The organism is Dechloromonas sp. H13, from assembly GCF_009469615.1.
Taxonomy (GTDB): domain Bacteria; phylum Pseudomonadota; class Gammaproteobacteria; order Burkholderiales; family Rhodocyclaceae; genus Azonexus.
The window spans coordinates 25389-43252 of sequence record NZ_SSXX01000002.1; the positions used below are offsets into that span (position 1 = coordinate 25389).

General features: G+C 66.2%; 16 protein-coding genes. 5 read left to right on the forward strand and 11 right to left on the reverse strand.

Annotation, left to right across the window (positions count from 1 at the left end):
* Positions 1–9 precede the first annotated feature (9 nt).
* From prmC to hemA, 3 genes are read right to left on the reverse strand one after another with little or no spacing between them, the layout of a single operon-like run.
* Positions 10–831 carry a peptide chain release factor N(5)-glutamine methyltransferase gene (gene prmC / locus GH660_RS04525; RefSeq protein WP_153145412.1) on the reverse strand — a complete coding sequence of 274 codons (822 nt, stop codon included), beginning with the start codon at positions 829–831 and terminating at the stop codon, positions 10–12.
* Between the two features lie 2 nt (positions 832–833).
* Positions 834–1928, reverse strand: coding sequence for a peptide chain release factor 1 (gene prfA, locus GH660_RS04530; RefSeq protein ID WP_153145413.1), 1095 nt, complete (start codon positions 1926–1928; stop codon positions 834–836).
* Between the two features lie 36 nt (positions 1929–1964).
* A complete protein-coding gene (gene hemA / locus GH660_RS04535) occupies positions 1965–3215 on the reverse strand; it encodes a glutamyl-tRNA reductase (RefSeq protein ID WP_153145414.1) in 1251 nt (416 codons plus the stop codon).
* A gap of 166 nt (positions 3216–3381) precedes the next feature.
* Here hemA and GH660_RS04540 point away from each other — a divergent pair, with 166 nt between their 5' ends.
* The gene (locus GH660_RS04540) at positions 3382–3810 is read left to right on the forward strand and encodes a CZB domain-containing protein (RefSeq protein WP_194266230.1); all 429 of its coding nucleotides are present in this window, start codon (positions 3382–3384) and stop codon (positions 3808–3810) included.
* 12 nt (positions 3811–3822) lie between these two features.
* Here GH660_RS04540 and GH660_RS04545 read toward each other — a convergent pair whose 3' ends face one another.
* Genes GH660_RS04545 through GH660_RS04560 form a run of 4 tightly spaced genes read right to left on the reverse strand, consistent with a single transcriptional unit; the run spans position 3823 to position 7623 of the window.
* Positions 3823–4890, reverse strand: coding sequence for a sulfate/molybdate ABC transporter ATP-binding protein (locus GH660_RS04545; RefSeq protein WP_153145416.1), 1068 nt, complete (start codon positions 4888–4890; stop codon positions 3823–3825).
* Positions 4890–5753 (reverse strand): sulfate ABC transporter permease subunit CysW, encoded by an 864-nt coding sequence (gene cysW, locus GH660_RS04550; protein ID WP_153145417.1) that lies wholly within the window; start codon positions 5751–5753, stop codon positions 4890–4892. The genes GH660_RS04545 and cysW overlap by 1 nt, the downstream gene beginning before the upstream one ends.
* Positions 5750–6625 carry a sulfate ABC transporter permease subunit CysT gene (cysT, locus tag GH660_RS04555; protein ID WP_153145418.1) on the reverse strand — a complete coding sequence of 292 codons (876 nt, stop codon included), beginning with the start codon at positions 6623–6625 and terminating at the stop codon, positions 5750–5752. The genes cysW and cysT overlap by 4 nt, the downstream gene beginning before the upstream one ends.
* Positions 6625–7623 carry a sulfate ABC transporter substrate-binding protein gene (locus GH660_RS04560; protein WP_153145419.1) on the reverse strand — a complete coding sequence of 333 codons (999 nt, stop codon included), beginning with the start codon at positions 7621–7623 and terminating at the stop codon, positions 6625–6627. The genes cysT and GH660_RS04560 overlap by 1 nt, the downstream gene beginning before the upstream one ends.
* A gap of 325 nt (positions 7624–7948) precedes the next feature.
* On the opposite strand from GH660_RS04560, the gene GH660_RS04565 reads away from it, so the two are divergent.
* Positions 7949–8905: a TerC family protein gene (locus GH660_RS04565; protein WP_153145420.1), complete on the forward strand. Its 957-nt coding sequence runs from the start codon at positions 7949–7951 to the stop codon at positions 8903–8905.
* Here GH660_RS04565 and GH660_RS04570 read toward each other — a convergent pair whose 3' ends face one another.
* Positions 8906–11251: a fatty acid cis/trans isomerase gene (locus GH660_RS04570; protein WP_153145421.1), complete on the reverse strand. Its 2346-nt coding sequence runs from the start codon at positions 11249–11251 to the stop codon at positions 8906–8908.
* Positions 11252–11407: 156 nt separating this feature from the next.
* On the opposite strand from GH660_RS04570, the gene GH660_RS04575 reads away from it, so the two are divergent.
* From GH660_RS04575 to GH660_RS04585, 3 genes are all read left to right on the forward strand, one after another.
* The gene (locus GH660_RS04575; protein WP_153145422.1) at positions 11408–12619 is read left to right on the forward strand and encodes an MFS transporter; all 1212 of its coding nucleotides are present in this window, start codon (positions 11408–11410) and stop codon (positions 12617–12619) included.
* Positions 12620–12631: 12 nt separating this feature from the next.
* Positions 12632–13093 (forward strand): single-stranded DNA-binding protein, encoded by a 462-nt coding sequence (gene ssb / locus GH660_RS04580; protein ID WP_153145423.1) that lies wholly within the window; start codon positions 12632–12634, stop codon positions 13091–13093.
* A 105-nt stretch (positions 13094–13198) separates the two neighbouring features.
* The gene (locus GH660_RS04585) at positions 13199–15094 is read left to right on the forward strand and encodes a potassium transporter Kup (RefSeq protein WP_153145424.1); all 1896 of its coding nucleotides are present in this window, start codon (positions 13199–13201) and stop codon (positions 15092–15094) included.
* A gap of 6 nt (positions 15095–15100) precedes the next feature.
* Here the strand turns inward: GH660_RS04585 and GH660_RS04590 are convergent, their stop codons facing one another.
* The 3 genes from GH660_RS04590 to GH660_RS04600 form a co-directional block, all read right to left on the reverse strand.
* On the reverse strand, positions 15101–16213 hold the full coding sequence (locus tag GH660_RS04590; protein WP_153145425.1) for a GGDEF domain-containing protein: 1113 nt from the start codon (positions 16211–16213) through the stop codon (positions 15101–15103).
* Between the two features lie 21 nt (positions 16214–16234).
* Complete coding sequence (rfaE2, locus tag GH660_RS04595; RefSeq protein WP_153145426.1) at positions 16235–16723, reverse strand: D-glycero-beta-D-manno-heptose 1-phosphate adenylyltransferase; 489 nt, start codon at positions 16721–16723, stop codon at positions 16235–16237.
* Positions 16724–16884: 161 nt separating this feature from the next.
* Complete coding sequence (locus tag GH660_RS04600; RefSeq protein WP_153145427.1) at positions 16885–17790, reverse strand: MerR family transcriptional regulator; 906 nt, start codon at positions 17788–17790, stop codon at positions 16885–16887.
* Between the last annotated feature and the right edge of the window lie 74 nt (positions 17791–17864).

The window sequence follows — 17864 nt, forward strand, 5'->3', positions numbered from 1 at the left end:
TTCTCCAGATTACAGATGGCCGCCTGAAACGCGGGCGATGCCGGCCAGGTCGGGGTGGGTAAACGCCGTTTTGAACCCGGCGGCGGTCAATAAGTTCCGGCTGGCGGCGCCCTGGTCGTAGCCGTGCTCGAACAGCAGCCAGCCGCCGGGATTCAGATGGTCAGCGGCGGTGGCGACGATGTGGCGGATGCAGGCGAGGCCGTCGCCGCCGGCGTCGCCGTCGCTCAGCGCCAGGCGCGGCTCGAAGGGCAGGCCGTCGCGCGTCAGGTGCGGGTCACCTTCCGCCACGTAGGGCGGGTTCGAGACGATCAGGTCGAAGGTCTCGCCGGCGAGCGGGGCGAACCAGTCGCCTTGGCGGATGTCGATCTGCGCCCCCAGCCGCCCGGCGTTGTTGCGTGCCACGGAAATGGCCCCTTTTTCGACGTCGACCGCAACGATCGTCGCCGCCGGGCATTCGAGCGCCAGCGAAATGGCGACGATGCCGGAACCGGTCCCGAGGTCGAGGATTCGCGGGGCGGTGCGGCCGTTCAGCCTTTCCAGCGCGAGGTCGATCAGGACCTCGGTTTCCGGGCGCGGGATCAGCACGGCGGGCGAGACCTGGAAAACGCGGCCGCGGAATTCCGCCTCGCCGACGATGTAGGCGAGTGGTTCGCCGGTCGCGCGGCGTTCGACCCAGGCCATGAACTGTTCGCCGGCCGGGGCGCTCACCGGCGTTTCCGGGCGCGCCAGCAGGTCGGCATGCGAGCAGCCGGTGGCATGCTGCAGCAGCAGGCGGGCGTCGAGCCGGTCGATCCGCTGCCTTGCTGCGGTCAACGCCTCCAGAAGGGTCATTTTCAGTTCTGCTCGGCCAGTTCGGCGAGCTGGTCGGCCTGGTGTTCGGCTGCCAGGGCGTCGAGCAGTTCGTCCATGTCGCCGTCCATGATGGCGGCGATCTTGTACAGCGTCAGGTTGATGCGGTGGTCGGTGACGCGGCCCTGCGGGAAGTTGTAGGTGCGGATGCGCTCGGAGCGGTCGCCAGAGCCGATCAGCGACTTGCGTGTGCTGGCGATGGCGCTCTGCTGCTCGCGCACCTGCACGTCCTTGATGCGCGCCGCCAGCACGCGCATGGCCGAGGCCTTGTTGGCGTGCTGCGAGCGGCCGTCCTGGCATTCGGCGACGATGCCGGTCGGCAGGTGGGTGATGCGCACCGCCGAATCGGTCTTGTTGATGTGCTGGCCGCCGGCGCCCGAGGCGCGGAAGGTGTCGATGCGCAGGTCGGCCGGGTTGAGGTTGACGTCCTCGACCTCGTCGGCTTCCGGCATGATCGCTACGGTGCACGCCGAGGTGTGGATGCGCCCCTGCGTCTCGGTTTCCGGCACGCGCTGCACGCGGTGGCCGCCCGACTCGAACTTGAGCCGCGAGTACACGCCAAACCCGGCGCCGAGGCCGGCGATGCGGCAGATGATTTCGCGGTAGCCGCCGAGGTCCGACTCGCTCGCCGACAGCACTTCGACCTGCCAGCGCTGGCGCTCGGCGTAGCGCGAATACATGCGGAAGAGGTCGCCGGCGAACAGCGCCGATTCGTCGCCGCCGGTGCCGGCGCGGATTTCGAGCAGGACGCTCTTTTCGTCGTTGGGGTCTTTCGGCAGCAGCAGCTTCTGCAGCTCGATTTCGAGTTCTGGCAGGCGGGCTTTGGCGGCGGCGATTTCCTCCTCGGCGAATTCCCGCAGGTCGGGGTCGGCGAGCATCGCCTCGGCTTCGGCCAGATCGTTCTCGGCCTGGCGGAAGGCGTTGAACTGCAGGGCCACCGGCTCGATTTCCGCACGTTCGCGCGACAGCTTGCGGAACTGCTCCATGTTGCCGGCGGCGTCGGGCGCGGACAGCATGCGGTCGATTTCGTCGAGACGGTCGACCAGCAGGTCGAGTTTCTGGCGGATGGATGGCTTCATGGGCGGGCGGACATCGGGCGGGCGGCGGCGCTGCCGCTACTCGCCGGAATGGAGATGGAAGAGACGCGCGGCGGCGGCCTGCAGGTCGGCGCGTTCGCTGCCTTCGGCAAGGTTGAGGGTCTGTGTCGGCGCGTGCAGCAGCTTGTTGGTCAGGCGCTGCGACAGGTGTTCGAGCACCTTGTCCGCCGGTTCGCCCTTGGCCAGCAGCTTCAGCGCGTGCTCGATCTCGTGCCGGCGCACGCGCTCGGCCGCGTCGCGCAGCGAGCGGATGACCGGCACGGTGTCGCGCGCCTGCAGCCAGCCGAGAAAATCCTGGACGCGGCTGGCGATGATGTCCTCGGCCTCGATCACCGCGGCCTGGCGCGATTCGAGGCCGCTCTCGACGACCTGCGCGAGGTCGTCAACGGTGTACAGGAAGACGTCGTCGAGGTCGCCGACCTCCTCCTCGATGTCGCGCGGGACGGCGAGGTCGATCATGAACATCGGCCGGTGGCGGCGCGCCTTGATCGCCCGTTCGGCCATGCCCAGCCCGATGATGGGCAGCGGGCTGGCGGTGCAGGAGACGACGATGTCGTGCTGCGGCATGTGCTCGCCCAGTTCGTCGAGGCGGATGGCGTGGCCGTTGTAGCGCTCGGCGAGTGCCCGGCCGCGCTCTACCGTGCGGTTGGCGACGGTGACCTGCTTCGGCTGGCGGGCGCAGAAGTGGGCGGCGCACAGCTCGATCATCTCGCCGGCGCCGATGAAGAGGATGCGCTGGCTGTCGATCGATTCGAAGATGCGCTCGGCGAGATGGACGCCGGCGGCGGCCATCGAGACGATGTTGGCGCCGATCGCCGTCGTGCTGCGCACTTCCTTGGCGACCGAGAAGGAGCGCTGGAAGAGCTTGTGCAGCTGCGTGCCGAGGGTGCCGCTCTCTTCGGCGACGCGCACGGCATCCTTCATCTGGCCGAGGATCTGCGGCTCGCCGATGACCATCGAGTCGAGTCCGCTCGCGACGCGGAAGGCGTGGCGGATGGCTTCCGGCTGGTCGTGGGTGTAGAGGTAGGGGGCGATCTCGTCGCGCGCCACCTGGTGGTATTGCGCCAGCCAGTCGACGACGACCTCGGGCGTCTCGGCGGCGCAGTAGATTTCGGTGCGGTTGCAGGTGGACAGGATCGCCACTTCCTTGACCGGCTGGCTGCGCGTCAGGTCGGCCAGCGCGTGGTGCAGCTTTTCGGCGCCGAACGCCACCCGTTCGCGGATGGCGAGCGGGGCGGAGTGGTGGTTGATGCCGAGGGTAAAGATCACCGGATTGGGCGGGCGCGCACGAAATGGGGGCAGATTATATCACCCGTGCCCCCGGCCTCCGGGGTCGGGGGCGTGCCGGAGGCCGGCAACCCCGGCGTGGCATGTATCGTGCGTGTTAGAATTGCAGCAAAAACTAATATTCCGGAACCCTATCAGGAGAATACGCATGGCATTGTTCGATTTTTTCCGTAAATTTTCGTTCTTCAAGGGGCGCTCGACCGAAGGGCTGCTGGAAGAGGATCTCGACTTCCAGAAATGGATCGCCGCCCATCGCAACTGGCGCCAGCGCCTGGTCGCCTACCTCGACGGCAGCAGCAGCGAAACGCTGGACGAATCCGTCATCTGCCACGACAACCGCTGCGATCTCGGCAAGTGGATCCACGGCAATGGCAACAAGTTCTACGGCGATGTGCCGGTGTTTCAGCGCCTGATCCAGGATCACGCCGCCTTCCACCGATCCGCCGCGGAAGTGGTCGGGCAGTTCAAGCAGGGGGGCGAGAAGGACGCCCGGCGCATTCTGAATGGCGAATTCGACCTGTGCTCGATGCGCGTGATCGGCGGCCTCGAACAGCTCGAGCGCCAGGTCAGGCAGTAGGGCGGGCGCCGCTCAGAACAGAAAGGGCTGCTTTTCCGGCGTCGACCGCGACAGGCCGTCGCCGCCGAACACCTTCATCTGGCGCGGGCGGAACCAGACGGTCTGGCCGACTGCGAGTTGCAGTGCCTCGTGCCGCTCGCGCGACAGTTCGACCTCGACGACCTCGCTGTCGTGCTGCAATTCGACACGCACCAGCGGACCGATCGGGTGTACGTGCTGGACAGTGGCCTGCAGGCCGTCGGCTAGCGGCTGGTGGGCGATGTCGATGTCGTGCGGACGGACGAAGGCGGTGGCCTTCTCCGCCGCCTCGTGGCGTTCGACTTCGGCATAGCCGTCCTGCACCCGGCTGTGGAAGACATTGACGTTGCCGAGGAACTGATAGACGAAGGGCGAGGCCGGGTTGGAATAGACCTCGTCGGGCGAGCCGATCTGCTCGATCTTGCCGTGGTTCATCACCACGACGCGGTCGGCGACTTCCAGCGCCTCTTCCTGGTCGTGGGTCACAAACACCGACGAGATGTGCATGTCGTCGTGCAGGCGCCGCAGCCAGCGGCGCAATTCCTTGCGCACCTTGGTGTCGAGCGCGCCGAACGGCTCATCGAGCAGCAGCACCTTGGGTTCGACCGCCAGCGCGCGGGCCAGGGCGATGCGCTGGCGCTGGCCGCCGGAGAGCTGCGACGGGTAGCGGTCGGCCAGCCAGTCGAGCTGGACGAGGCCGAGCAACTCCATGACGCGGCGCTTGATCTCGGCGTCGGACGGACGTTCCCTGCGCGGCTTGACGCGCAGGCCGAAGGCGACGTTCTCGAACACCGTCATGTGGCGGAACAGTGCGTAGTGCTGGAAGACGAAGCCGACCTGGCGCTCGCGGGCGTGCAGGTGGGTGGCCTCGGCGCCAGAGAACAGCACGTCGCCGCCGTCCGGCGTCTCCATGCCGGCGATGATGCGCAGCAGCGTCGTCTTGCCGCAGCCGGAGGGGCCGAGCAGGGCAAGCAGCTCGCCGGTCGGGATGTCGAGATTGATGTCGTCGAGCGCGACGAAATTGCCGAAGCGCTTGGCGATGTTGCGGATTTCGATACTCATCAGGTTTTCTCCGGGGCCAGCACCGTGTTCAGCATTTCGGTTTCCTTCTTCATCCGCCATTCGACGACGGTCTTGGCGACCAGCGTGACCAGCGCGAGCAGGGCGAGGATTGAAGCCGCGGCGAAGGCGCCGACCGCGTTGTATTCGTTGTAGAGGATTTCGACGTGCAGCGGCAGCGTGTTGGTCTCGCCGCGGATGTGCCCGGAAACCACCGAGACCGCGCCGAATTCTCCCATTGCCCGGGCGTTCGCCAGGATGACGCCATAAAGCAGGCCCCACTTGATGTTGGGCAGCGTCACGCGCCGGAACATCTGCCAGCCGGAGGCGCCGAGCGATACCGCCGCCTCCTCCTCGTCCTTGCCCTGCGCCTGCATCAGCGGGATCAGCTCGCGGGCGATGAAGGGAAAGGTGATGAACAGCGTGGCGAGAATCATGCCGGGGACGGCGAAGATGATCTTGATCTCGTGCTCGCTCAACCATGGCCCGAAGGTGCCCTGGGCGCCGAAGAGCAGGATGAAGACGAGGCCGGCGACCACCGGGCTGACCGCGAACGGCAGGTCGATCAGCGTGATCAGCACGCTCTTGCCGCGGAACTCGAACTTGGCGATGGCCCAGGCCGCGGCGACGCCGAAGACGATGTTGAAAGGCAGCACGGCGAGCGCGATGCCGATGGTCAGGCCGATGGCGGAGCGCGTTTCCGGCTCCTTCAGGGCCTCGACGTAGAGCGGCACGCCCTGCGCCAGTGCCTCGACGAAGACGGCGACCAGCGGCAGGCCGAGGAAAAAGAAGAGGAAGCCGAGGCCGACCGCCAGCAGGCCGTAGCGGACCCAGCGCGGCTCCTGGGTTGCGCGGTTAGATTTCATGCCGCGCCTCCGCTCGCCCGGGCGGCGGCGACTTCGAGCGGCTCGCTGTTCTTGTGGCGGTTGGCGCTCCACCACTGCAGCAGGTTGACCGCCAGCAGCAGGATGAAGGAGAGCGCCAGCATGACCACGGCCAGCGCCGTGGCGCCGAGCACGTCGTACTGCTCGAGCTTGGAAATGATCAGCAGCGGCACGATTTCCGAGATCAGCGGCAGGTTGCCGGCGATGAAGATGACCGAGCCGTACTCGCCGACGGCGCGCGCGAAGGCCAGCGCGAAGCCGGTCAGCAGCGCCGGGAAGATGGCCGGGAAGATGACCTTGACGAAGGTCTGCCAGCGCGAGGCGCCGAGCGAGGCGGCGGCCTCCTCGACTTCGGTCTCGATGTCCTCGATCACCGGCTGCAGGGTGCGCACGACGAAGGGCAGGGTGATGAAGGTCAGCGCGACGACGATGCCGAGCGGCGTGTAGGCGACCTTGATGCCGAGCGGTTCGATGAAACGCCCAAGCCAGCCGTTGCCGGCGTAAAGCGTCGCCAGTGTGATGCCGGCGACGGCGGTCGGCAGGGCGAAGGGCAGGTCGACCAGGGCATCGACGAAGCGCTTGCCGGGAAACGGGTAGCGCACCAGGATCCACGCCACAATCAGACCGAAGAAGGCGTTGACCGCAGCCGCCAGGAAGGAGGCGCCGAAGGTTACGCGAAAGGCCGCCAGCGACCGTTCGCCGAGGGCGATGTCGATGATTTGCGCGAAGCCGAGTTCGGACGCCTTGAGCACCATGCCGCCGAGCGGCAGCAGGATCAACAGCGAGAGATAGACCAGCGTGTAGCCCAGCGCCAGACCGAAGCCGGGCAGCACGCGGTGGGTTTTTGCCGCCATTACTTGCTTTGGTAAATCTGGTCGAAGCTGCCGCCGTCCTTGAAGTGGGTCGCGAAAGCCTTGTTGGCGCCGCCGAACACTTCATCGACGGTGAAGGTTTTGACCGGCGGGAAGAAGGTCGAATATTTCTTGAGGATGTCGGCGTCACGGGGACGCAAGTAGTTCTGGGCGGCGTTCTCCTGGCCTTCCTTCGACCACAGGTATTCCAGGTAGGCGGTCGCCTGGGTGCGCGTGCCTTTTTTGTCGACCACCTTCTCGACCAGCGCGACCGGGAATTCGGTCTGCATCGTCAGGCTCGGGTACACGACCTCGAACTCGCCCTTGCCGAACTCCTTGGCGATCATCTCGGCTTCCGATTCGAAGGTGATCAATACGTCGCCCATCCGGCGCTGCATGAAGGTCGTCGTCGCGTCGCGGCCGCCGGCGGCGAACAGCGGGGCGTTCTTCAGCAGCTTGCCGAGGAATTCCTGCGCCTTGAGGTCGTTGCCGCCCGGCTGCCTGAGCGCCCAGGCCCAGGCCGACAGGTAGGTGTTGCGGCCGTTGCCGGTGTTCTTGGGGTGCGGGATGATGATCTGCGTGCCGGGGGCCGCCAGGTCGCTCCAGTCCTTGATGCCCTTCGGGTTGCCCTTGCGCACGATGAAGACCATTGCCGAGGTGTAGGGCGAGGCGTTGTTGGGGAACTTCTTCGCCCAGTCCTTGGCGACCAGGCCCTTGTCGGCGAGGAACTCGATGTCGTTGGCCTGGTTCATGGTCACCACGTCGGCTTCGAGGCCGTCGGCGACGGCGCGCACCTGCTTGGTCGAGCCGCCGTGCGACTGCTTGATCTCGACGCTTTCGCCGGTCTTCGCCTTCCAGTGCTTCTGGAACAGCGGGTTGAAGTCCTTGTACACGTCGCGGGCGACGTCGTAGGAGGCGTTGAGCAGGGTGACGTCGGCCAGCGCGGCGCTGGCGACCAGGCCGAGCAGCAGGGCGGACAGGCCTTTGGAGATTTTTTTCATGGCGCACCTCGGAAAATTGACGCCCGTAATCTAGCCGAGGGCGTTATAACAACAAAGACGAAAAACGAATTTGTTTATTCCATAGCTTGCGTCAGCTAAAAGTTGACAGGCCGACTCGGGTTTAATAAAGTCTCCCAATCCCAAGGGGGAGTAGCTCCCAACCGGCGTGTCGTCACCACGAAGCCTAGTCTTCCGGCGCCCGGGCAGCAGAACAGCGCTGCGAGCAAGACCTTTGCCGCGATGGCGAGGCTCCTTTGGCATTCCACGGCTCTCGTCCATTTCGGCGCGGGCCGTTTGCTTTTGGAATGCACGAAAGGAATTTTGTATGGAAACCGTAGGCAGTCTGGGTTTGTGGGCCGGCTTCGCAGCCATCGTTCTCGTCATGCTGGCGATCGACCTCTTCGTCGTCGGTGGCGGCAAGGAACACCGCGTCAGCTTCAAGGAGGCCGCGACGTGGTCGGTGGTGTGGATCGCCATCACGCTGGCCTTTGCCGGCGGGCTGTGGTTGCACTTGGATGGCGCCCTGGGGCGTGAGATCGCCAACACCAAGGCGCTCGAATTCATTACCGGCTACCTGATCGAGAAGGCGCTGGCGGTCGACAACGTCTTCATCTGGCTGATGCTGTTCAGCTTCTTCGCGGTGCCGGCCGAACTGCAGAAGCGCGTGCTGCTCTACGGCGTGCTCGGCGCCATCGTCATGCGTACCGTCATGATCTTCGCCGGCGCCTGGCTGATCTCCCAATTCCACTGGATTCTCTACATCTTCGGTGCCTTCCTGCTGGTCACCGGCATCAAGATGTACTGGTTCGCCGACGAGAAGCCGGATCTTGAAAACAACAAGCTGGTGAAATGGCTGCGCGGCCACATGAACATCAGCACCGAGTTCGACGGCCAGCGTTTCTTCACCTGGAAGAACGGTGTGCGTTACGCGACGCCGCTGTTCCTGGCGCTGGTGCTGGTCGAGGTGTCCGACCTGATCTTCGCCGTCGATTCGATCCCGGCCATCTTCGCGATCACCACCGACCCGTTCATCGTGCTGACCTCGAACATTTTCGCCATCCTCGGCCTGCGCGCCATGTACTTCCTGCTTGCCGGCGTAGCCGACCGCTTCTCGCTGCTCAAGTACGGGCTGGCCATCGTGCTCATGTTCATCGGCGTCAAGATGCTGCTGATCGACCTCTACAAGATCCCGGTCGGCTTCTCGCTGGCCGTGGTGGCGGTCATCATCGGCGCCTCGGTGTGGGCCTCCCTGCGCAAGGAGGCCCGTGCCGGCCGGGGCTGATCAGCGGTTTTCGAGGCGGCTGTAGTCGAGGATCGCCGCCTCGCGCGGCGCCGTGCGCCGCCATTCGGCATGCACGGCATCGCTCAGCGGCCAGAAGCGCGGGTCGGTGCGGCGGATGCCGAAGCGGTCGGTCAGCTTCACCAGCCCGGCTTCGTCGCCCAGGCGGGCGACGGCATCGACGAATTCGGGCAGTTTTTCGGGGTCGACCGCAAAGAAGGCGTTGGGATAGGCGCCGACGACACCATCCAGGGCCAGCAGCGTGTCTTCCTTCGGTAGTCGCCGTTCCTCCTCGTCGAACATCTGCGAGACGTTGCTGTGCGCGCTGTTGCGGACCAGTGAGACGATCTGCAGGCGCTCGCCCGGCCGGCGCAGCAGCAGGAGGCTCATCTCGGGCATCACCGACGCCGGAATGCCGTGGATCTTCGAGAGCCGCCGCATCTGGTCGACTTCCGCCGGGGTCAGGCCGGTCTTCTTCCAGTCGAGCGCCGGGGCGCGCAGCGGCGCCATGCGCTGGGCCACTGCCCGGTAAAGCTCGCCGAGGTGATCGCCGGTGCGGTAATGGATGCCGGTTTCGCGCGGAAAATAGGCGGCGGCGTCGGTGAAGTAGCGGTCGGTCTGTTCCTTGCGGCCGCGGTACCAGAAGTCGAGAACCGGCTGGCGATCCTTGAGTGGCAGGAAGGCGAGAAAATTGAGCTCGCCCTCCATGCGCAGGAAGTCCATGTAGAGCCGGGTCGCCAGCTGGTGGCCGATGTTGCCGTAGACGTCGTAACCGGCGAGCAGCAGGTAGTGCATGCGCTCGAACAGGGGATAGCCGATGACCAGCATGGTCTGCGGCCGTTCGCCGACGTAGCCGCGGGTCACCGAGGCGTTGTCGAAATGGCGGAAGACGGTCAGCGCGGCGTTCGGATTCTGGCCGTCGCCATCCCACAAGTCCGAAACCTGCGGCAGATCACTCTTCTTCAATTCGCCGATGAGCCGGCTCTTCGTTTCGAGGTAGCGCTTTTCCAGCTTGGAATAGTCGCGCCAGGCCAGCAACCCGGCCGTGCTCTCGTGCTCGGCCGGCAGCTGCAGGTTGATGATGTCGCTGTCGATCAGTCTGGTGGCCATGCGGGTTTCGCTGCTGTCCGGCGCCACGAAAGCGACCCAGAACAGGTCGTTGATCACGTTGAGCGCGACCTGGCCGCGGCAGACCGGCCCCTTCATGAAGCCCATCATGGTGAACTGCGCGTCGTCGAGCATGAAGCGATAGCGCGCCTCGACCGGCAGCGCGCGGAAGGTGGCGAAGGGGTTGGAGGCCTGCGCCGGCAGATAGCCCGGCAGGGCGTCGACCGGGTAGGCGGCGGCGAAGAACCACTGGCGCACGCGCTCCATGCGGGCGGGGTCGAGCTGCAGGGGCATGAAGGTCTTTTCCACCTGCGTCGCCTCGGTGTAGCGCAGGCGGTAGTAAACGCGCGGCACCCCGGGGTCGTCGTAGGGGCGGCGCGTCGCGATCAGGTCGATCGGCCGTCCCGGCGGCGTCCGGCTGCGGACGAGCTGGAAGTAGCGCCCCGGCGCCGCCGCGAAATGGAGCTGGCCGATGTACCAGTGCTCGTAGATGTAACGGGCGACCAGTTGCTCGCGCAGGCTGTCGCCGTTCAGGAAACCCTCCCAGTCGGCGACCTGCGCGAGGACGTCGGCTGGCAGCGGCGCCGGCGGCGTGTAGGGCGCCCCGGCTTCCAGCCAGCGCGCCAGGGTCTGGTGCTCGGCCCGGGTCAGCGGCGGCAGGCCGAAGGGCATGCCGCGTTCCGGGTGCTTGCCGGCGTAGTCGTCGAAGTTTTCGGCGCGGGCGCAGGTCTGGTCGCGATCCAGCGCGAAGTCGAGATCGGGGTTGGTCAGCGGCCCACGGTCCGGTCCCGGGTGCGACTGCTTGAGGGCGAGCATGCGGTACATGACGCCACCGTCGCGGTTGGCCTCCGGTGTCTGTTCGCGTTCGTTGAGCACCGGGTGGAAGCCCTTTTCCCGCCAGCCGGCATTGGTCAGGGCGTCGAAGCCGAGCCGCGTCGGCTCGTCGGCGATCAGGCGCACGCTGGAATAGATGATCTTCGGGTTGGCGCCACGGGTCAGCCCGGCATAGCTGGTCAGATTGAGCTGGCACGGGGAGTCGTAGCAGGCGTGGCAGGAGACGCAGCGCTGGTCGAGCAGGGGCCGTACCTCCTGCCAGTAGTCCGGCGCCCCGGCGACCGGCTGCGGCGGATGATCGAAGCGCGCCGGATCCGGTGGGCCGTAGCGATCGTCGAGTTGCAGAGTGCCGACGATGGTGGCACAACCGGCGACGAAGGCCAGAAGAAGCGGGGGCAGGAGACGCATGGCGGGGGCTCGGGGTGATGTCGGCCGCCAGTGTAGCGCAGCCGGCATGGCGCCTGCATGTCACGGCCGCCGTCCGGGTGCCGGGGTGTCGCCGGGATGGTGTGCAAACCTGCTAATATTTCCACTTTCGCTGCATTGCACCAAAGGCTTTCCCCGATGTCGATCCCCGCCGCCGACCGCATGAGCCCGCAAGAGCGCCGTGCCGGTGCTTCCCTGGCTTCCATCTTCGCCCTGCGCATGCTGGGACTGTTCCTCATCCTGCCGGTGTTCTCGGTCTACGCCAAGACCCTGCCCGGCGGCGACAACCTGGCGCTGGTCGGCTTCGCGCTCGGGGCCTACGGCCTGACCCAGGCGGTGTTCCAGATTCCCTACGGCATCGCTTCCGACCTCTGGGGACGCAAGCTGGTCATCGTCGTCGGCCTGCTCATCTTCGCCCTCGGTAGCTTCGTCGCGGCCTGGGCGCCGGACATGAACTGGATCATCGTCGGCCGCGTATTGCAGGGCATGGGGGCGATTTCGGCCGCAGTGACGGCGCTGGCCGCCGACCTGACGCGCGAGGAGCACCGGACCAAGGTGATGGCGATGATCGGTTCGTCGATCGGCCTCGTCTTCGCACTGTCGCTGGTCGGCGCGCCGGTGCTCTACGGCTGGATCGGCATGGGCGGCCTGTTCGTCATGACCGGCGTGCTGGCGCTGGCCGCCATCGGGCTGCTGCTCAAGGCGGTGCCGCCGGCACCGCCGCCGCACGGCCACGAGAAGCTGCCGCTGCGCCGGGTGATCTTCGACGCCGACCTGCTGCGCCTGAACATCGGCATCTTCGTCCTGCACATGGTGCAGATGGCGATGTTCGTCGTCCTGCCGCACGCGCTGGTCGATCACGGCGGACTGCCGGCGGCGGCGCACTGGCAGGTCTATCTGCCAGCGGTGCTCGTCTCGTTCGCCATCATGGTCCCGGCGATCATCGCCGCCGAGCGCAAGGACAAGATGCGGATCATCTTCCGTGCCGCCATCGCCCTGCTCGTCGTCGTCCAGCTCGGCCTGCTGTTTTTCGGCCAGAGCCTGTGGACGCTGGCCCTCTGGCTGCTGCTCTTCTTCGTCGCCTTCAACATCCTGGAGGCGACGCTGCCCTCGCTGGTCTCGCGCACCGCGCCCCCGGCGGCCAAGGGGGCGGCGCTCGGCGTATATAACACGACACAGGCGATGGGCCTGTTCATCGGCGGCGCAGCGGGCGGCTATATCGCCCAGCATTTCGGCGATAATGCGGTCTTTGCCGTCTGCGCCGGGCTGGTCCTGGTCTGGCTGGCGGTGGCGAATTCGATGAATTTCCCGCAGCGGCGCGTCAATGCCGCGGCGGCTCAAACAGCTTAGGAGAGGTGGGGCATGGCATCGGTCAATAAAGTGATACTCGTAGGCAATCTGGGCGCCGACCCGGAAACCCGTTACACGGCGAGCGGCGACGCCGTCTGCAACATCCGCCTGGCGACCACCGAAAGCTGGAAGGACAAGAACAGCGGCGAGAAGCGCGAAATCACCGAGTGGCATCGCGTGGTCTTCTATCGCAAGCTGGCGGAGATCGCCGGCCAGTACCTGAAGAAGGGCTCGCAGGTTTACCTGGAAGGCCGCATCAAGACACGCAAGTGGCAGGACAAGGACGGCCAGGACCGCTACACGACCGAAATCGAGGCGACCGAAATGCAGATGCTGGGTTCCCGCCAGGGCATGGGCGCGCCGGCGTCTTCCGGCGGCGGCTACGACAGCGCGCCGGCCGACTATGCGCCGGCGCCGGCGCGGAACAAGCCGAAGCCCTCCTTCGACGACCTCGGCGACGACATTCCGTTCTGACCGCGACCGCGGCACCCGATTTCCGGCCGGCCGTCAGCATGAAGGCGGCCCGGCCCGGTAAATTAGCAGAGCGGTCGCCAAGCCGCCGGTGATTCTGGGGGTTCAATGAGCAGCATCGATTCGCAGTCCGGGAACGCAACCGGCAAACGCCTGGCCGCCCTGGCCCTGGCGGCTCTCGGTGTCGTCTATGGCGACATCGGCACCAGCCCGCTCTATGCGGTGAAGGAAGTCTTCGCCGGCAACCATCCGATCCCGGTCAACGAAGCCAACATCTTCGGCAGCCTGTCGCTGTTCTTCTGGGCGCTGATCGTCGTCGTCTCGGTCAAGTACGTGACCTTCATCATGCGCGCCGACAACCGCGGCGAGGGCGGCATCATGGCGCTGATCGCGCTGGCCCTGCACGACGTCCAGAACAAGCCGAAGCAGGCCAAGGCGGTGATGATCGTCGGCATTCTCGGGGCGGCGATGTTCTACGGCGACGGCATGGTGACGCCGGCGATCTCCGTGCTGTCGGCGGTCGAGGGCCTGGAGGTGGCGACGCCGGCGCTGAAGTCCTTCGTCATCCCGGTCACGCTGCTCGTGCTGTTCGCGCTGTTCTACGTCCAGCGGCACGGGACGGCGCTGGTCGGCACCTTCTTCGGCCCGATCATGCTGGTCTGGTTCAGCACGCTGGCAGTACTCGGTCTCTACAACGTCGTCGACCATCCGGCCATCCTGGCGGCGCTGAATCCGCTCTACGGCATCGAATTCCTGTTCGCCAACAAGGCGATGGCGCTGGTCGCCATGGGCAACGTCGTGCTGGCGGTGACCGGCGCCGAGGCGCTCTACGCCGACATGGGGCATTTCGGCCGCAAACCGATCCAGCGCGCCTGGTTCGCCTTCGTGCTGCCGGCGCTGGTGCTCAATTACTTTGGCCAGGGGGCGCTGATCCTCGCCGAGCCGGAGGCGGCGAAGAACCCGTTCTTCCTCTCGGCGCCGGACTGGGCGCTCTACCCGCTGGTCGGGCTGGCGACGCTGGCGACGGTGATCGCCTCGCAGGCAGTCATTTCAGGCGCCTTTTCGGTGACGCGCCAGGCCATGCAGCTCGGCTTCGTGCCGCGCATGGAGGTGCAGCACACTTCGGAACGGGAGCAGGGCCAGATCTACCTGCCGGCGGTGAACTGGGGGCTGATGGCGGCGGTGATGATCCTCGTGCTCGGCTTCCGCTCGTCGAACAACCTGGCAGCCGCCTACGGCATCGCGGTGACCGGCGACATGGTCATCACCTCGCTGCTGGCCACCGTGGTCGTCGCCCGCACCTGGGGTTGGGGTTGGGGGCGGGCGAGCGCACTGTTCGCCTGTTTCCTCACCGTCGAGTTGGTCTTCCTCGCCGCCAACATCCTGAAGATTCCCGACGGCGGCTGGTTCCCGCTGGTCGCCGGGGTCGGCGTCTTCGTCCTGATGACGACCTGGAAGCGCGGTCGCCAGCTGCTCTCCGAACGCCTCCAGGGCGAGCGCCTGGAGCTGGCGCTGTTCCTCGAATCGCTGGCCGCCTCGATGCCGACCCGGGTGGCCGGCACCTCGGTGTTCCTCAATGCCGATCCCAAGGGCGTGCCGCATGCCCTGCTGCACAACCTGATGCACAACAAGGTGCTGCACGAACGGGTGGTGCTGGTTTCCGCCCAGTTCTACGACGTGCCCTACGTGCCCGACATCGACCGCGTCGAGGTCCGGGAACTGCGCGAGAATTTCTGGAGCGTCATCATCCAGTACGGGTTCAAGGACGATCCGGACATCCCGCTCGCTCTGTCGATGTGCGGGGAGGTCGGACTGGAGTTCAACCCGCTCGACACCTCCTACTTCATCGGGCGTGAAACCCTGATCCCGCGGCTGGGTTCCGACATGGCCTTCTGGCGCGAGAAGATTTTCGTCGCCATGTTCCGCAATGCCGGGTCGGCCACCGCCTTCTTCAAGATTCCCAGCAACCGCGTCGTCGAGCTCGGCACCCAGGTCGTGCTGTAGGGCGCGTCAGCGCTGGCAGTGGCGGTTGCGGCCGCTGTTCTTGGCCGTGTACAGCGCCTCGTCGGCGCGCTGGATGGCGGTGTCGATGGTGTCGCCCCAGAGGATCTCGGTGCTGCCGATGCTCGCCGTGAATTGCAGCGGCATGCCGTCGGCCAGCGTGACCGTCGTTTCCCGGATCCGTTCGAGCAGGCGGTCGATGACCGGCGCCGCCATGGCGGCATTGGTTTCGACGAGGACGACGGCGAATTCCTCGCCGCCGATGCGCCCGACGATATCGACGTTGCGCAGGCTGGCCCGCAGCAGCTGCGCCAGATGGGCGAGCACGGCGTCGCCGGCCGGGTGGCCGTAGCGGTCGTTGATTTTCTTGAAGTGGTCGATGTCGAGGATGAGCAGCGTCGGCGACGGCCCGTGCCGCTGGCTGCGCGCCAGTTCGTGCGAGAAGCGCTCCATGAAGGCGCGCCGGTTGACCAGGCCGGTCAGCGCGTCGGTGCTGGCCAGTACGCGCAGATCCTGCTCGAGGGCGATGCGGCGGGCGATTTCGGCCTTGAGGCGGGCGCTTTCGGCCAGGGTGGCGGCCTTTTGCGCCTCGGTCTCGTCGCGATAGCGGCGCAGCGATACTTCCGACCAGTACACGCCGACCGAAATCAGGGCGCAGGTGATGGCGAAACGCAGGACGAAGCCGGGCGAGTAGGCACTGGTGCCGAGCCAGGGCGCGCCGAACAGCATGATGGCGACCGCTACGGCGATGCTGATGCCGGTCCACGTCGCGCCGTGGCGCGGCGCCAGCATCATGATCGCGACCACCGGCAGCGAGAGGAACCACAGCGCCCGCCCATGCTCGTGGCCGGAAAACGCCACCAGATAGAGCAGCAGCAGGGTGTAGGCGACGAGCGCCGGCCACACTGTGGGGATCCGGGTGATGCCGCGCAGCAAGGCGAAGTAACTGCCGGAAATGGTCAGGATGCTGGCGGCGATCAGCAACAGCAGCGACCACTCGCGGTTGGTTATCGCCAGCGTGCCGAAAACGGCGAGGAGCGGGATGCCGATGCCGACGAAAACCTTGGCGCGCTGATGGGACTGCAGCAGGTGTTCGGCGGTGCCGGCGCGATCGGGGGGCATGGGGAACCTTCGGGCGGGACGCTACAGGCGGCGGATCTTTTCCAGCAGTGCGGTCGTCGATTTCTGGTGGATGAAGGGGATCGAGTGCACCGAGCCACCCCAGTCGCGCACCTCGCTGCCGCCGACGATCCTGTCCACCGGCCAGTCGCCACCCTTGACCAGGATTTCCGGCCGGCACTCGAGAATGCGCTGCAGCGGCGTGTCTTCGTCGAACCAGGTGACCAGCGAGACGCAGCCGAGCGCAGCCATCACCGCCAGGCGATCCTCCAGCGAATTGACCGGGCGATCGTCGCCCTTGCCCTGACGCTTGACCGAGGCGTCGCTGTTGAGCGCCACCACCATGCTGGTACCGAGGGCGGCGGCTTGCGCCAGATAGGTGACATGGCCGCGATGCAGGATGTCGAAGCAGCCATTGGTGAACACCAGCGGCCGCGCCAGGCGGGCGGCAGTTGCGGTCAACCGTTCAGGCGGGCAGATTTTCGCTTCGAAGGCGGGCGCGGCGTAGGTCATGACGGATTATGACGAAATTGCAACGCACTATTTTAGAGCGCCTTGATGTTTTCTCGTAGCATTTCCGCATGCTGCGGGATGTTCCGGCGCGCTGCCTCGGCTGGACGGTGAAACTCTTCGGCACCAAGGATACGGGCCCTGCTTGCTGCGCAGGTCGGTCGCTACGGATGCGCCGCGTGCCACTCGGCGAGAGCGGCGAGGGCGTCGTCCAGCGTGCCCAGCAGCCGGACGCCGGAAAGCGGGGTCACGCGGGCAACGCCGCCGCCGCCGACCCAGAGTTCGATGCTGCCTGGCAAGACCAGGCGCAACTGTTGCAGCAGGCCGGGAATCTGGCGTTGCGGGAAGGCGATCGAAAAGGACAGGGCGACGATGTCCGTGCGATGCGCTTCGGCGGCACGGCCGATTTCGAGCAGCGGCATCTGCGTGCCGAGCGGAATGCATTCGGCACCCTCCAGCGCCAAAAGGGATTCGACCATCAGCAGCCCGAGAATGTGCGGTTCGTCCGGCACGCTGGTCAGCAGCACGCGCGGACCGCGCGGTCCGGCGGGCAGGGCGGCGATGGCCTGGCGCAGCAGGCGCTTGGTCAGTTCGGTGAACAGGTGCTCCTCGAAGACTTCGAAGCTGCCGTCCTCCCAGGCTTCGCCGACCCGATGGGTCAGTGGCGCCACGGTGTCCTGGACAAAACGCTGCAGGCCCTGGCGGGCGAGGCGTTGCTGCATGGCTTGCAGGTAGCCGGCGGCGTCGTGCTGCTTGATCAGCGCCAGCAGTTCGACGAGGCCGGCGGCGTCAACTTGCGGCGCGCTGGCGGCGCGGGGGGAACGCCGTGGCGCCAGCGCGGTCAGCTCTTCGGCGGGCGCGGCGATCAGCTTGCCCGGGCGGTGGCCCTGATCCATCAGGCGCTTGATCAGACGCAGGCGCTCCACCTGGTCTGCCGGGTAGAGGCGCTCTCCATTGGCATCGCGGTCCGGCACGGGAAAGCCATAACGACGCTCCCAGATGCGCAGGACATCCTTGGAGAGCCCGGTGTCGCGTTCGACTGCGGCAATGTTGAAACTTGGGTGGTTCATATTTGTCCTGAACAAATGTTAGACAAACCGTTGACAATCCAGACATTGATGTCTATCTTACGAACAAACGTCCT

Bases quoted from the DNA above. Each gene is read 5' to 3' on its own strand.
- rfaE2 (WP_153145426.1), bottom strand. From the start codon at position 16,723: ATGACCTACGCCGCGCCCGCCTTCGAAGCGAAAATCTGCCCGCCTGAA.
- prmC (WP_153145412.1), bottom strand. From the start codon at position 831: ATGACCCTTCTGGAGGCGTTGACCGCAGCAAGGCAGCGGATCGACCGG.
- GH660_RS04560 (WP_153145419.1), bottom strand. From the start codon at position 7,623: ATGAAAAAAATCTCCAAAGGCCTGTCCGCCCTGCTGCTCGGCCTGGTC.
- GH660_RS04600 (WP_153145427.1), bottom strand. From the start codon at position 17,790: ATGAACCACCCAAGTTTCAACATTGCCGCAGTCGAACGCGACACCGGG.
- GH660_RS04570 (WP_153145421.1), bottom strand. From the start codon at position 11,251: ATGCGTCTCCTGCCCCCGCTTCTTCTGGCCTTCGTCGCCGGTTGTGCC.
- cysT (WP_153145418.1), bottom strand. From the start codon at position 6,625: ATGGCGGCAAAAACCCACCGCGTGCTGCCCGGCTTCGGTCTGGCGCTG.
- GH660_RS04575 (WP_153145422.1), top strand. From the start codon at position 11,408: ATGTCGATCCCCGCCGCCGACCGCATGAGCCCGCAAGAGCGCCGTGCC.
- cysW (WP_153145417.1), bottom strand. From the start codon at position 5,753: ATGAAATCTAACCGCGCAACCCAGGAGCCGCGCTGGGTCCGCTACGGC.
- GH660_RS04545 (WP_153145416.1), bottom strand. From the start codon at position 4,890: ATGAGTATCGAAATCCGCAACATCGCCAAGCGCTTCGGCAATTTCGTC.
- GH660_RS04590 (WP_153145425.1), bottom strand. From the start codon at position 16,213: ATGCCCCCCGATCGCGCCGGCACCGCCGAACACCTGCTGCAGTCCCAT.
- prfA (WP_153145413.1), bottom strand. From the start codon at position 1,928: ATGAAGCCATCCATCCGCCAGAAACTCGACCTGCTGGTCGACCGTCTC.
- ssb (WP_153145423.1), top strand. From the start codon at position 12,632: ATGGCATCGGTCAATAAAGTGATACTCGTAGGCAATCTGGGCGCCGAC.
- GH660_RS04540 (WP_194266230.1), top strand. From the start codon at position 3,382: ATGGCATTGTTCGATTTTTTCCGTAAATTTTCGTTCTTCAAGGGGCGC.
- GH660_RS04585 (WP_153145424.1), top strand. From the start codon at position 13,199: ATGAGCAGCATCGATTCGCAGTCCGGGAACGCAACCGGCAAACGCCTG.
- GH660_RS04565 (WP_153145420.1), top strand. From the start codon at position 7,949: ATGGAAACCGTAGGCAGTCTGGGTTTGTGGGCCGGCTTCGCAGCCATC.